Origin of the sequence: Streptomyces javensis (genome assembly GCF_039525925.1) — a bacterium.
GTDB classification, from domain to species: Bacteria; Actinomycetota; Actinomycetes; order Streptomycetales; family Streptomycetaceae; genus Streptomyces; species Streptomyces asiaticus.
The window spans coordinates 22,539-35,394 of sequence record NZ_BAAAIF010000091.1; the positions used below are offsets into that span (position 1 = coordinate 22,539).

10 protein-coding genes and 1 rRNA gene are annotated in these 12,856 nt (G+C 71.7%); 3 read left to right on the forward strand and 8 right to left on the reverse strand.

Going from position 1 to position 12,856, the window contains the following annotated elements:
- Positions 1–178: 178 nt before the first annotated feature.
- The gene (locus tag ABD329_RS42995; RefSeq protein ID WP_198278048.1) at positions 179–835 is read left to right on the forward strand and encodes a GNAT family N-acetyltransferase; all 657 of its coding nucleotides are present in this window, start codon (positions 179–181) and stop codon (positions 833–835) included.
- Between the two features lie 148 nt (positions 836–983).
- The gene (locus ABD329_RS43000; RefSeq protein ID WP_198278047.1) at positions 984–2,180 is read left to right on the forward strand and encodes a winged helix-turn-helix domain-containing protein; all 1,197 of its coding nucleotides are present in this window, start codon (positions 984–986) and stop codon (positions 2,178–2,180) included.
- Between the two features lie 144 nt (positions 2,181–2,324).
- Here ABD329_RS43000 and ABD329_RS43005 read toward each other — a convergent pair whose 3' ends face one another.
- The 7 genes from ABD329_RS43005 to mtnA all read right to left on the reverse strand — a co-directional run bounded on the left by ABD329_RS43005 (position 2,325) and on the right by mtnA (position 11,042).
- Positions 2,325–3,074, reverse strand: a complete 750-nt coding sequence (locus ABD329_RS43005) for a response regulator (protein WP_014061176.1) — start codon at positions 3,072–3,074, stop codon at positions 2,325–2,327.
- Between the two features lie 219 nt (positions 3,075–3,293).
- Entirely contained in the window at positions 3,294–3,983 is a 690-nt protein-coding gene (gene hpf / locus ABD329_RS43010) for a ribosome hibernation-promoting factor, HPF/YfiA family (RefSeq protein WP_198278046.1), read from the reverse strand.
- A gap of 315 nt (positions 3,984–4,298) precedes the next feature.
- Complete coding sequence (locus ABD329_RS43015) at positions 4,299–5,156, reverse strand: ComF family protein (RefSeq protein WP_198278045.1); 858 nt, start codon at positions 5,154–5,156, stop codon at positions 4,299–4,301.
- A 149-nt stretch (positions 5,157–5,305) separates the two neighbouring features.
- Positions 5,306–7,183 (reverse strand): LpqB family beta-propeller domain-containing protein, encoded by a 1,878-nt coding sequence (locus tag ABD329_RS43020; RefSeq protein ID WP_198278044.1) that lies wholly within the window; start codon positions 7,181–7,183, stop codon positions 5,306–5,308.
- Entirely contained in the window at positions 7,173–9,146 is a 1,974-nt protein-coding gene (mtrB, locus tag ABD329_RS43025; RefSeq protein WP_198278043.1) for an MtrAB system histidine kinase MtrB, read from the reverse strand. The genes ABD329_RS43020 and mtrB overlap by 11 nt, the downstream gene beginning before the upstream one ends.
- A 64-nt stretch (positions 9,147–9,210) precedes the next feature.
- Positions 9,211–9,888 carry a two-component system response regulator MtrA gene (mtrA, locus tag ABD329_RS43030; RefSeq protein WP_014061181.1) on the reverse strand — a complete coding sequence of 226 codons (678 nt, stop codon included), beginning with the start codon at positions 9,886–9,888 and terminating at the stop codon, positions 9,211–9,213.
- Positions 9,885–11,042, reverse strand: a complete 1,158-nt coding sequence (gene mtnA, locus ABD329_RS43035; RefSeq protein WP_198278042.1) for an S-methyl-5-thioribose-1-phosphate isomerase — start codon at positions 11,040–11,042, stop codon at positions 9,885–9,887. The genes mtrA and mtnA overlap by 4 nt, the downstream gene beginning before the upstream one ends.
- 149 nt (positions 11,043–11,191) lie before the next feature.
- On the opposite strand from mtnA, the gene ABD329_RS43040 reads away from it, so the two are divergent.
- Complete coding sequence (locus ABD329_RS43040) at positions 11,192–12,454, forward strand: DUF7847 domain-containing protein (RefSeq protein WP_198278041.1); 1,263 nt, start codon at positions 11,192–11,194, stop codon at positions 12,452–12,454.
- A 308-nt stretch (positions 12,455–12,762) separates the two neighbouring features.
- On the opposite strand, the gene rrf is transcribed toward ABD329_RS43040, so the two are convergent.
- Positions 12,763–12,856 (reverse strand): 5S ribosomal RNA (gene rrf / locus ABD329_RS43045); the annotation flags it as partial.

Genomic DNA, 12,856 nt, shown 5'->3' on the forward strand with positions numbered 1-12,856 from the left:
GGGCGCAGGCCCCGCCGCAACGGCCATCGTAAGACAGACCCCGGCACGCCGGGAGGTCCGTCACCACGAGGACCGGATGTCACCTCACCGTGTCAACGCCCGAGGGGCTCCCCAGGTGCCCTCCAATTCGCCGAAACCGCTCGCGGTGAGTGACGACGGCGGCGCAGACTCGGATCGCATGGAGCCTGTCACCCTCACCACCGAGCGCCTGGTACTGCGCCCCTTCCGCCCCTCCGACACGGACGCGGTCTTCGCCGCTTGTCAGGACCCGGACATCCAGCGATGGACCAGCGTGCCCTCCCCGTACGAACGCGCGCACGCGGAGGACTTCACCGGCCGGATCTGCCCCAAGAACTGGCGGGACGACGTGACCTACGACTTCGCGGTGGTCACCAGGAGTGACGGCGCGCTCGTCGGCGCCATGGGCCTGGTCCGGCTGGCCCATCTGCGCTCCCCCGAGCACCAGGCCGAGCTGGGCTACTGGACGGCGCGCGAGCAGCGGCGGCGCGGCTATACGGGTGAGGCGGCGCGGGCCGTGATCGAGTGGGCGTTCACCCGGCTCGGGGTGGAGCGCCTGGAGTGGTGCAGCGAGGCCGGGAACGAGGGCTCGCGGGCGGTCGCCCTCGGGGTGGGCTTCCGGATGGAGGGGACGGACCGCGCCCGGATCGTCCACCAGGGGACCCGGCGGGACGCCTGGCGGGGCGCGCTGCTGCCATCCGACTGGGGGCTGCCGTCGACGACGCCGTATCTGCCCGCCAAGGCGTCCGTGGCGGCCAACGCGCCCCGGGAGCCGGAGGCGTCCGGCCGGGCGTCCACGGCGCCGTCGGTCGCCTGAGGGCGGCGTCGGTCCCCCTGAGGGCGCCCGTCGGTCTCCTGAGGGCGGCGTCGGCGGTACGAGGGCCTGGGGCATCCGGCGGGTGCGTGCGCGAGCGGCGTCGGCGGCGTCGGCGGCGTTGTCAGTGGGTGCTACTACGGTGGCGCGCATGACGAACGCCGCCGCCGGGTCCGCCGTGGACCGCACGCCCGAGGCCACCCTCTCCGCCGACGAGGCGCGCCGGATAGCGCTGCGCGCCCAGGGGCTGCTGGGCGCCCCCGACCGGCGTGGCGGGGTGCGGGGTGTGCTGCGCCACCTGGGCGCGGTGCAGCTCGACACGATCTCGGTGCTGGCCCGCTCCCATGAGCTGATTCCGTACGCACGGCTGGGCGCGGTCGGCCGTAAGACGGTCGAGTCGGCGTACTGGACCGGCACCCACGCCTTCGAGTACTGGTCGCATGCCGCGTGCGTGCTGCCGATCGAGGAGTGGCCGCACTTCGCCTTCCGGCGCCGCGCCTACCGCCTCCGGCCGCACTGGAACCACGAGCTGCCGGACGGGGTGTACGAGACGGTGGTGAAGCAGCTGCGCGCGGAGGGCCCGCTGACCGCGACGGAGCTGGGCGGGGCCAAGAACGGCGGGCCGTGGTGGGACTGGTCGGCGGCGAAGATCGCGGTCGAGCGGGCGCTGATGTTCGGCGAGGTGGTGTGCGTCGAGCGGCGCGGCTGGAAGCGGGTGTACGACCTGGCGGAGCGCGCCGTGCCGGATGCCCTGCTCCATGACGACCTGGACGACCTGGAGTGTCTGCGCCGGCTGGTCCGGCTGGCCGGGCAGTCCCTGGGCGTGGGCACGCGGGCGGACATCGCCGACTACCACCGGCTCAAGGGCGAGCAGGTGGCGGCGGTGATCGCGGACTCGGGGCTGGTGCCGGTGGCGGTCGAGGGCTGGGACAAACCGGCCTGGGCGGACCCGGAGGCGCTGGCCACCCCGCCGCGCGGCCGGCACCGCACCACTCTGCTGTCGCCGTTCGACTCGCTGATATGGGACCGGGCGCGCACCGAGCGGATCTTCGGCTTCAGCCATCGGCTGGAGGCGTATGTGCCCAGGCCCAAGCGGGTCTACGGCTACTTCGCCATGCCGCTGCTGTCCGGCGGCCAGCTGCTGGGGCGGGTCGATCCGGCCCGGGAGGGGACGATCCTGGTCGCCCGGCAGGTCTCCCTGGAGTCGCCGAAGGCCGTGGCCCCCATGGCGCAGGCACTGCGGGAGGCGGCCACATGGGTGGGCTGTGACGCCGTGCGGGTCGAGCGCGTGGACCGCCCGGAGCTGGCCGCACCGCTCGCGGCGGCGGTCTCGGCGGCGGCCGCCTGACCCGACCTCGGCTCACCCGGGGCTCGGCCCCGGGGTCCGGGCTCGGGCCTCGGGTTTCCGGCCCCGGCTTCCGGACCTCGGACTTCCGGGCCCGGCTTCCGGGCATCGGGGTCGGGCTCCCGGGGCGAGGCCGAGGCGAAACCCTCACCTGATCTCGAGGATCTTCTCCCGCATCGCATACACCACGGCCTCCATCCTGGAGTGCAGCTGCAATTTCTCCAGAATGTTGCGCACGTGGTTCTTCACGGTGTTCTCGCTGATGAACAGCTCCTTGGCGATATCCCGGTTGTTCATTCCGGTCGCCACCAGCTTGAGCACCTCCAGCTCCCGGTCGGTGAGCCTAGGCGCGGGCACCAGCCGTCGCTCGTCGGTGCGCTGGATCATCGACTTGAACTCGGTCAGCAGCTTGGCCGCCATCGACGGGCTGATCTGCGACTGGCCGTCCGCCACCGCCCGGATCGCGGTCGAGACCTCGTCGGTCGAGATCTCCTTCAGCAGATAGCCCGTGGCCCCCGCCTTGATCGCGTCGTAGAGATCGGCTTCCTCATCGCTGATCGTCAGCATGATGATCTTGGCGCTGGGTGCCACCTCCTTGATGGCGGTGCATGCCTCGATCCCCCCGCGCTTGGGCATCCGCACATCCATCAGGACGATGTCCGGCAGCAGATCCGCCGCCTTGTCCACGGCCTCGGCCCCGTCCCCCGCCTCGCCGACGACCTGGATGTCCTCCTCCTGGGCCAGGACGATCTCCAATCCACGCCGGAAGAGCGCGTGGTCGTCCACGACGAGGACCCGAATCGGCTCCTTGCGCGGTTCGCCGCGCGGCTCGCCCCCGTCCGGACCGACGCCATGGTCTTCGCCGGCGTCGGACACGGGCCCGAAGCTGTCCGCCATCGTTCCTCCCCCTGAAGGCCATGGCCTTTCGGTCCGCGCCCTGGGTGCACTCGGTCTGGCGTCAACCGGTGCTTTCGGTACACCGGTTGGCCGCCGGGCCATGATTTCATGCCCGGACGGCGGAATGGTCCCGCCGTGGTCGCACGGAGGTGCCCCGGGGGGCGCAGACGCTCCGGGGCACCACTTACGTGTCAGGCTGGATTCGGCTGAATTTCTCGGTCAGCCACCGAGTGCGCCTCCGGCGCCGCCGGCTGCCTCTCCGACGAACGCTTCCGGCTGAAGATGAATCACCCCGTAGTCATAGCCATGCCGCCGGTAGACGACACTGGGTCGATTGGTGTCGGAGTCGACGAACAGATAGAAGTCGTGCCCGACCAGCTCCATCTCGTAGAGAGCCTGGTCGAGCGTCATGGGAGCCGCGGCGTGAGTCTTCTCCCGGACCACCAGGGGGCCCTCGCCCTGGACCTCCAGGGGGCCCATCCGGGTGGTGGGGACGGTCTCCGTCGTGCGCTGCGGTGCGATATCCCCATGCCCGTTGATGCGCGCCGCGTTGGGCACGGTGATGGCCACGTCGCTGGCCGGAATGCGACCGTTGCCACGGCGCGTATGGCGCTTGTCGTGCTGCTTGCGCATCCGTGCCTCCAGCTTGCTGGCCGCCAGGTCCAGCGCTGCGTACGGATCGGCCGCGGCGGCCTCCGCCCGGATCACCGGGCCCCGCGAGCGGAGCGTGATCTCCACCCGGTCGGCGCGGTCGGACTGCCGCGGGTTGTGCTCCTTGGACACCTCGACGTCGAGGCTGATCACCTTGCCGTCGAGCTTCTGGATCTTATCCAGCTTCAGCTTCTCGGCCACGTGCTTCCGGAACCGCTCGGGCACCTCAGTTTTACGGCCCTTGACGACGATGTCCACGCAGAACTCCGTTCCCGGGTAGCTCCAGTCAGTATCGGAGCGTCATCCCTTGTGCACTTGGCTCCGGCGTCTTCCGGAGCCACCGGCTTGGCGCTTTCGACTCCTCCTTCCCACGGAGACGATCTCAATCCCGTTTGTTCCAAGCCTCACCAGAATGCAGGCAAAACACGCCAAGCGGATGAGTGAGTCATAGCACCCGCCATTCCTCACAACCGAACATAGCTCGACCGGTCGGAAGTCGGCACCCCCTACCGGCCCGTACCTCCGATCAGGTGCTTTGCCACGCTTACCGCCTGCAACGATGTGGCCTCGTAATCAGTTCCGGTTGGTGGCCGTGAGGGGTGCTGCGACCACGGCCGCGCCGATGACCAGCCCTCCGGCCGCCGTCACCGCACGCGCCGCCTCCGCGAGCGAGGCTCCTGTGGTCATCAGATCGTCCACCACCACTACCGGGCCCGCCACCAGTAGCCGTCCGCCGCCGGGGACCGTCCCCAGCGCCCCGGTCACATTCGCCCGCCGCTGCCGCGCGTCCAGCCCCGACTGGTCGGTCACCCGGCGCCGCTGACACAGCACGGCCGGGACCCTCGCCGGGCGCCCGTCGGCGCGCAGCACGCCCGCCGCGGCGAGCGCGATCCGCCGGGCCGGGTCATGCCCCCGGGCGCCCACCGAGCGCCGGGCCGACGGCACCGGCACCAGCAGCAACGGCCCTCCGCGGGGTCTCACCCCCGGTCCGGCACCGGATCTCTTACCGCATCCGGCGCCCGGTCTCGTACCTGATCCGGCTCCTGGTCTCATCCCGGATCCCGTACCCGGTCTCGCCCCGCATACCGCGCCCGGTCCCACGGCCGCCCGCACCCGGGGCCCCGCGCCGGGCCCGCCGCCGGGGCAGGCCGCCCGCACGGCTCTCGCCAGCGCCTCGCCCAGCGGCCGCGCCAGCCGGAGCGCTCCCCGCTCCTTGTGCGCGAGCAGCACCGCCCGCGCCTCGTCCACGTAATCCACCGCCGCATGGACCACCGGCAGCCCCGGCGGCGCCGGGCTCGGCTCCACCCGGCGCGCCCCGGTCCCCCGCAGCGCTCCACGACAACGACCGCACAGCGTGCCGCCCGGCCGACCGCATCCGGCGCAGTCAGCCGGCAGCACCAGGTCAGAGATCTCCTGCCACCAACCCCGCATGAACACCACTGTCCCGGTGGTCAGGCCACCGCGCCACCCCTTGTGGACAACCGCGCACATGTGGACAACCAGCCACCCCCGATCGGTGTCCTGGCCTAAGAAGCCGGGGCAGACCCGGTCGGGGCAGACCTGGAGCTGACCGAGCGGACCTAGCCGGGGTAGACCGGAGCCGAGCCGTCCTGGTCCACGGTCTTCCAGTCGGTGTTCGGCAGCAGCCGGACGATGCCGTTCTCCCTGGTCTCGGCGATCAGCGGGCGGGTCTGGTCCTCCGAGGCGCCGATCGACTGCACACCGTTCGGCCCCGGCACCTCCGGGACGTTCGCCGGGGAGCCGTCCGACTCCACGTACTGGAGCTGCTGCACCCCGTCCGACTCCCGGCCCGCGACCACCAGCCGGCTGTCCCCGGCCCAGGAGAAGGTGTCCACGTCCTCCAGCTTCGGCGCGACCGCCCGCAGCGCCCCGACCGACAACTTCGGGGCGTCCGCGGTGCCCCGCCGCTCGATCCGGCCGAGCCGCAGCGTGGTGTGGCCGGACCGCCTGACCAGCATCGCGATCCTGGAGCCGTCCGCGGACACCCGCAGCGCCGTGATCCGGCCACCGTCCAGCCCGGGCAGCCGCACCTCGTCCGCCGGTCCGGTGCCGCCCCGCAGCCGCAGCAGCCTCGGCTGCCGCGGATCCCGGTCGGCCACCCACAGACCGCCCAGCCCGTCCCAGCTCGGCGCCGTCAGACCGTGCTCCACGCTGCCGCCCCGGCTGCGCACCCGCACCTTGCCGCGGTCGGCGTCCGACGCGAGCTCGGTCACATACAGCGCCGAGCCGTCGGCGGTGACCCCCGCCGCGTCCCGCTCGTCGCGGGAGACCGCCACCGAGCCCAGTCCGGCGTCATCGGTGCCGAACGGCCCCGGAACCGGCTGTGGCCGGTCCTCGTCGTCGGACAGCCGGACCATCCGGTGTTCGGAGTCCACGAAGTACTGGTGCCGCGGATGGCCCTCGACCCCGTCCGGGGCGTAGGCCCGCGCGGCGTCACTGGAGAGGGCACATAGCTCGGAACCGTTCTGCCGCTCCAGCCGCACCGCGCTGACCTGGGACGATCCCTCGCCCAGATCCTGGACCGTGAACAGCGTCTGCGCCGCCATCCGGGCACACCGCGCCGCGCTGATCCGCGCGGCCCGTTCGTTCAGCCGGATCTTCAGCGCGTTCGAGTCGTCCAGCGACAGCCGCTCGTCCCGGCGGCCCAGTGCCGCACCGCGCGGGAAGGAGCTGCTGACCACCGGCTCGAGCCACCCCGTCGGGCCGTCCAGCAGCGCCTTGACGGTCGCGGTCACCGGGTCGATACGGCGCCGCACATACACCGGATCGGCCACCAGCACGTTGTCCCCGGCCTTCGAATCCTCGGCGTCCGGGCCGAGCTCGGCGAAGTAGTACTTGTTGACCGAGCGGTAGATGCGCTGGAAGTCGGACTCGCCCAGGATCAGCCCCCGCGGCGGCCCGTCGATCCGCCACTCGGAACCGCTCAGCGTGAGATGGATGCGCTCCTCGTACGGCTGCTCATCGGGCTTGTAGGCATGGGTCTCGTCCACGAGGGCGATCCGCTTGCCCGACAGCACGACCGTCTTACCGTTGCCGTCCCGGTCGCCCGGGTCCGTCTCCACCCGCACGTCAGGCGCCTGCTCCAGCACAGTGGTGGCCGCGAAGGGCTGCCACCGCTTGACCGCGCTCTTGGTCAGGTACTCCTTCGCCGTACCGAAGTTCTCCTCGTCGCTCGTCGTGGCCTCCAGGAAGCCGGAGACCAGCTCAGCGGGCTGCTCGCCCTTGCCCGGGCTCACCCCGTACACCCGCACCTGCGAGTCGACGTCGGAGCGCGGTGAGGAGTCCACCCGCCGCACATCGCCGCTGTCGGGCATCGAGGCACAGCCGGACAGCACCAGGGCGCCACAGGCCAGCAGCACGGGTGCGCTCAGGCCCCGGCCGCCCGGGCGGCGCACACGGCGGCGGAAACGGCGACGGTCGGCACGGTCAGCGCCCACGGGGGCGGCCCTCCCCTTCGTTCGATGGCGTCGGCCGGGCGGACGGCTCCTGGCCGCCTCGCGGGCCGTCGGACGGCGTCTCCGGGGTGCCGCGCACCACCCGGGACCCATTGCCCGGCAGGGCCGTCGGATCGGCGGACGGCGCCGCCGTGTCGGCGGGCAGCGCGGACCGCGGCTGCGCGGGCACCGCCGCCAGCCGCTCCGCCGCGGCCTGCGGGGGCACGGCATCACTCGGACGGCGGTTGCGCCGGGAGTCCTCGGGCTCCAGGGGGATCGGCGAGCCGCGCAGCACATCGCCCGCGGTGCGCGGCAGCGTCAGCCGGAACTGGGAACCGCCACCGGGCTCGCCCCACGCCTGGAGCCAGCCGCCGTGCAGCCGCGCGTCCTCCACCGCGATCGACAGGCCAAGGCCGGTGCCGCCGGTGGTGCGCGCACGGGCCGGATCGGCCCGCCAGAAACGGTTGAACACCCGCGTCGCCTCGCCGGGCTTCAGCCCGACGCCGAAGTCCCGCACCGCGACGGCCACCGCACCGCCCGCCGTCGCGAGCCGTACGACCACATCGCGGCCCTCGCCGTGCTCCACGGCGTTGACCACCAGATTCCGCAGCACCCGCTCGACGCGACGGGGGTCCGCCTCGGCGATCACCGGCGCCTCGGCGCCCCGCACCAGGATCCGGGTGCCCTTGGCCTCGGCGAGCGGCTCGGCCCCGTCGACCACCCGGTGCACCACATCGCGCAGGTCGATCGGCTCGGCCTCCAGCGCGGCCGCGCCCGCGTCGAACCGGCTGATCTCCAGCAGATCGCTGAGCAGCGACTCGAAGCGGTCGACCTGCCCCCACAGCAGCTCGGCCGAGCGCGCGGTGATCGGATCGAAGTCCTCACGCGCCTCATGGATGACGTCCGCCGCCATCCTTACGGTCGTCAGCGGGGTGCGCAGCTCATGGGAGACATCGGAGACGAAGCGGCGCTGCATCCGGGAGAGCTCCTCCAGCTGCTGGATCTTGAGCTGGAGGTTCTGGGCCATCTTGTTGAACGACTCACCCAGCCGGGCGATGTCGTCCTCCCCGGTGACCTTCATCCGCTCCTGGAGCAGTCCGGCCGCCAGCCGCTCGGAGATCCCCGCCGCCATCCTTACGGGCGTCACGACCTGCCGGACCACCACCCAGGCGATGGCCCCGAGCAGCACCACCACGAACACCCCGGCCGTGGCCAGGGTGCCCTTGACCAGGCTCAGGGACTTCTCCTCCTGGGTGAACGGGAAGAGGTAGTACAGCTGGTAGGCGTCGCCGTTGTTGTCGTCCAGGCGCTTGCCGATGATCAGCGCGGGCTCGGAGTCCCCGGAGCCCGCGTGCACGATCTTCCCGTAGCGCTCGTACGGCGCGGTGCGGCCCTCGTCCACCCGACGGCGCAGATCGGCGGGCACACTGTCCGGCTGGACATCGCCGGAGGCTCGCGGCCCCCGGCCGGCCACATAGGGCGTCTCGCCGGAGTCGGAGCTGAGCGCCACCACCGAATAGGCGCCCTTGCCACCGCTGGCGAGCTGCTCCACCAGCGCGTTCAGCCAGGCACCGGAGTCCTGGGCGGCGGCCCCGGCGCCGTCCTGGCCACGGTTGTCGCTCTTGCGGTCGGCCATCTGCTCGGCCACCTCGAAGCCGCCGACGGCCTGGCCCTGCGCCGCATGGCGCTTGGCATCCAGCAGACCGTTGCGCACCTGCCCGATGACCACCAGGCCCAGCAGCAGCACCACGCCCAGCGACATCAGTAGCGTGGTGGCCACCACCCGCAGCTGGATGTTCCGCCGCCACAGCCGGGCAGCGGGCAGCAGCGGACGGCGCACCCACCGGCCGAACAGCCGGATCACCGGGTGGGCCGGCCCTCCGGACGCCCCGTCGGGCAGCAGATGCCCACCGCTCCACAACCTGCGCAGCAGCGGTATCTCACCCGCCGGGTCGGGCCGCCCCATCCGGGCACCCTCCGGAGCCCCGCCGCCCGGACCACCGGGCTGCGGCGCCGTACCACCGGTCATCTCAGCTGGGCCCGGCCTTGTAGCCGACACCGCGCACGGTCACCACGATCTCCGGCCGCTCCGGGTCCTTCTCGACCTTCGACCGCAGTCGCTGCACATGCACATTCACCAGCCGGGTGTCGGCGGCATGCCGATAGCCCCACACCTGCTCCAGCAGCACCTCACGGGTGAACACCTGCCACGGCTTACGGGCCAGCGCCACCAGAAGATCGAACTCCAGCGGCGTCAGCGCTATCGACTGGCCGTCCCGCTTCACCGAGTGCCCCGCCACGTCGATCACCAGATCGCCGATGGCCAACTGCTCCGGCGCCGGCTCCTCGGAACGCCTCAGCCGCGCCCGGATCCGGGCCACCAGCTCCTTCGGCTTGAACGGCTTGACGATGTAGTCATCCGCCCCGGACTCGAGCCCGACCACCACGTCGACCGTGTCGCTCTTGGCCGTGAGCATGACGATCGGCACCCCGGACTCGGCCCGGATCAGCCGACAGACCTCGATGCCGTCCCGTCCGGGCAGCATCAGATCGAGCAGCACAAGATCGGGCTTGGTCTCGCGGAAGGCGGCAAGAGCCTTGTCGCCGTCCGACACGAACGACGGTTCAAAGCCTTCGCCGCGCAGCACGATGCCGAGCATCTCTGCCAGTGCGGTGTCGTCGTCGACGACAAGGACGCGTCCCTTCATATCGACATCATCCCATTACCCGATCGTGACCTGGCCCACAGCTCGGCGATACCGTCCGCTGTGACCGGGGAAATCACGCCGTCCTCGGTGACGATCGCCGTCACCAACTCCGGCGGTGTGACGTCGAAGGCCGGATTGTGGGCCTGTGTGCCCAGCGGAGCGACCGGCACTCCGGTGCCCGCCTCCTGCCCGGGGAGGGGAACATACGGAATTGTGATGTCTGTCACTTCATGTCCAGGGCGCTGTTCGACCTCGATCGCGGCTCCGTCGGGAGTGGCCGGGTCCAGCGTGGTCGTAGGGGCGACCACCACGAATGGCACATGGTGGTAGCGGGCCAGCACCGCGAGCGGATAACTGCCCACCTTGTTGGCCACCGAGCCGTCCGCGGCGATCCGGTCCGCACCGATCAGCACCGCGTCCACCTCACCGGCCGCGAAGAGCGAGCCCGCCGCGTTGTCGGCGAGCAGCGTGTACGCCATACCGGCGCGCGCCGCCTCGTACGCGGTCAATCGCGCCCCCTGGAGCAGGGGCCGGGTCTCGTCCACCCAGAGCCGCCGCAGCTGTCCCGCCCGGTGCACCGACTTGACCACGGCCAGGGCGGTCCCCTCGCCTCCGGAGACCAGGGCACCGGTGTTGCAGTGGGTGAGGATCCGATGACCCCCGGCAGGCAGCAGCTCTTCGAGGAGCGCCTGACCATGAGCCGCCATACGCTCGCTGGCCTCGGCATCCTCCCGATGCAGAACACGGGCCTCGGCGAGGGCTGCCGCGGCGGCCTGGGCGTCGTCCGCGTCATCCCGGAGCGCGGCGTGATACGCGGCGACGGCCCGCCGGACCCCATAGGCGAGGTTGACGGCCGTGGGACGGGCATGGGCGAGCGATTCGGCGGCCTCGTCCACATCGAAGCCGCGGGCCGCGGCGAGCGCGATCCCATACGCCCCGGCGAGGCCGAGCAGCGGGGCGCCGCGCACGGCGAGGGAGCGGATCGCCTCCACCAGCGCCGGCACATCGGTGCACACCAGATCGACCTCTTCGGCGGGCAGCCGGGTCTGGTCGAGAAGTACCAGTACGGGCCCCTCCGGGGGCTCCTCCCAACGCAGTGCCAGGGCGGCGGGAGGTATGGAGCCTTCCGGGGACACCGGATGCTGATCAGCCATCCGCCCAGTTTGCCTTGTGCGCCACCGACTATTGAAGTGCCGGGCCGCCCTCGGTGACCGGTACGGGGTGGAACGCACCGTGGCACGATGGCTGACATCCGCCCGCCGCGCACGCCGCGGCCGGTCAACGAACAACCTACGGAGCGACGATGAATGACTCTCCGGGCTGGGCCCCGCCCGGATCGTCCCCTTCCGACGAACCGGACCACGGCGCTCAGCAGAAGGGCGAGCCCGCCGACCAGCCCGCCCCGGAGCAGCGGGCATGGGGCGAACAGTGGGCCCGCCGCCAGCCGCCGCCCGGCCGCTGGGCCCCGACGGGACGCCGCACGCCACCGCCGGTGCCGCCCGCGCCGGGTGGCGGCGGATGGGGCACCGGCCGGCGCCAGCCGCCCGCTCCCCGCCCCGGTGTGATTCCGCTGCGGCCGCTGGGCGTCAGCGAGATCCTGGACGGCGCGGTGGCCATCATGCGCGCCCACTGGCGCACGGTCCTCGGCATCTCGCTGATCGTCTCGATCGTCACCCAAGGTCTGATCACGGCCACCACGGGACTGTGGTTCAACGACGGCCGAGGGAACGAGAGCAAAGTCCTCGACGATCCAGACGCCACCGTCGGGCAGGCGCTGCGCGCCGTCGGCGACACGCTCGGGGACAGCGGAGTCACCCTGCTGCTCGGCGTCCTCGGAACGATCGTCACCACCGCCCTGCTGACCGTCGTCGCCGCACGCGCGGTGCTGGGCCGGGACGCGTCCGCCAAGGAGGCATGGGCCGGTGCCCGGCCGCACCTCCTCCAGCTGTGCGGGCTGCTCCTGCTCATCCCCGCCATCGCCGCGGCCGTCATCGCCGCCGGTATGACGCCGGGTCTGCTGCTGGCCGTCGCGGGCGTGCCGAGCGAGGGCGCCGCGCTGGCCTCTCTGGGCGGGCTCGCCGCGGCATGCGTCGCCGCCTGGCTCTGGGTCCGTTTCAGCCTCGCGGCCCCCGCGCTGATGCTGGAGAAGCAGGGAATCATCAAGGCCCTGCGACGCTCCTTCAAGCTGGTGCGCGGCTCGTGGGGACGCGTCTTCGGAATCCAACTGCTGGCCGTCGTCCTGGTCTTCATCGTCGGCGCCACCGTCGAGATCCCCACCAGCCTGGTCGCCATGGTGATCGGCGGGGACAACGCCATGGACTGGCTGTCCGGCGAGTCTGTCTCCGTCGGCTGGACCTTTCTGATCGTGGTCGGCGTCGGCGGAGTGATCAGCTCGACCATCACCTTCCCGATCAGCGCGGGTGTGACGGCCCTCCTCTACATGGACCAGCGGATCCGGCGCGAGGCCCTCGACCTGGAGCTCGTCCGCGCCGCGGGGATGTCGGGGAACTCGGCAGAAGGTCATGGCGAGGACCAGCCGACCGTCGGCTCCACGTCCTGGAACTGACGGCATCACAACAGGTGGGGACGGACGGGGCGTCACCCAACGCCCCCTCACCGCACAGCCCGTCATGCTCACAGGCCATCACCTCCCCCTCCGCACGCCCATCGCACACGTGCGCTGTCTCTTGGGCCTCTTGACCGCTCGTCAGGGGCCATCTGACTGGCCCTCACTGACTACTCTGCGTGACCCCAGCCACGCTGCGCCAGAGCGCTGATGCCTTTTCACTCGATCCGGTGGAACATGCGATCGAGTGGGAACGCAAAAATGCCTCGGTCCCGAGCACTATGTGCTCGGGACCGAGGCTAAAAATTGTTCGGCGGCGTCCTACTCTCCCACAGGGTCCCCCCTGCAGTACCATCGGCGCTGAAAGGCTTAGCTTCCGGGTTCGGAATGTAACCGGGCGTT

Bases quoted from the DNA above. Each gene is read 5' to 3' on its own strand.
- ABD329_RS42995 (WP_198278048.1), top strand. From the start codon at position 179: ATGGAGCCTGTCACCCTCACCACCGAGCGCCTGGTACTGCGCCCCTTC.
- ABD329_RS43000 (WP_198278047.1), top strand. From the start codon at position 984: ATGACGAACGCCGCCGCCGGGTCCGCCGTGGACCGCACGCCCGAGGCC.
- ABD329_RS43005 (WP_014061176.1), bottom strand. From the start codon at position 3,074: ATGGCGGACAGCTTCGGGCCCGTGTCCGACGCCGGCGAAGACCATGGC.
- ABD329_RS43015 (WP_198278045.1), bottom strand. From the start codon at position 5,156: ATGCGGGGTTGGTGGCAGGAGATCTCTGACCTGGTGCTGCCGGCTGAC.
- mtrB (WP_198278043.1), bottom strand. From the start codon at position 9,146: ATGGGGCGGCCCGACCCGGCGGGTGAGATACCGCTGCTGCGCAGGTTG.
- mtrA (WP_014061181.1), bottom strand. From the start codon at position 9,888: ATGAAGGGACGCGTCCTTGTCGTCGACGACGACACCGCACTGGCAGAG.
- mtnA (WP_198278042.1), bottom strand. From the start codon at position 11,042: ATGGCTGATCAGCATCCGGTGTCCCCGGAAGGCTCCATACCTCCCGCC.
- ABD329_RS43040 (WP_198278041.1), top strand. From the start codon at position 11,192: ATGAATGACTCTCCGGGCTGGGCCCCGCCCGGATCGTCCCCTTCCGAC.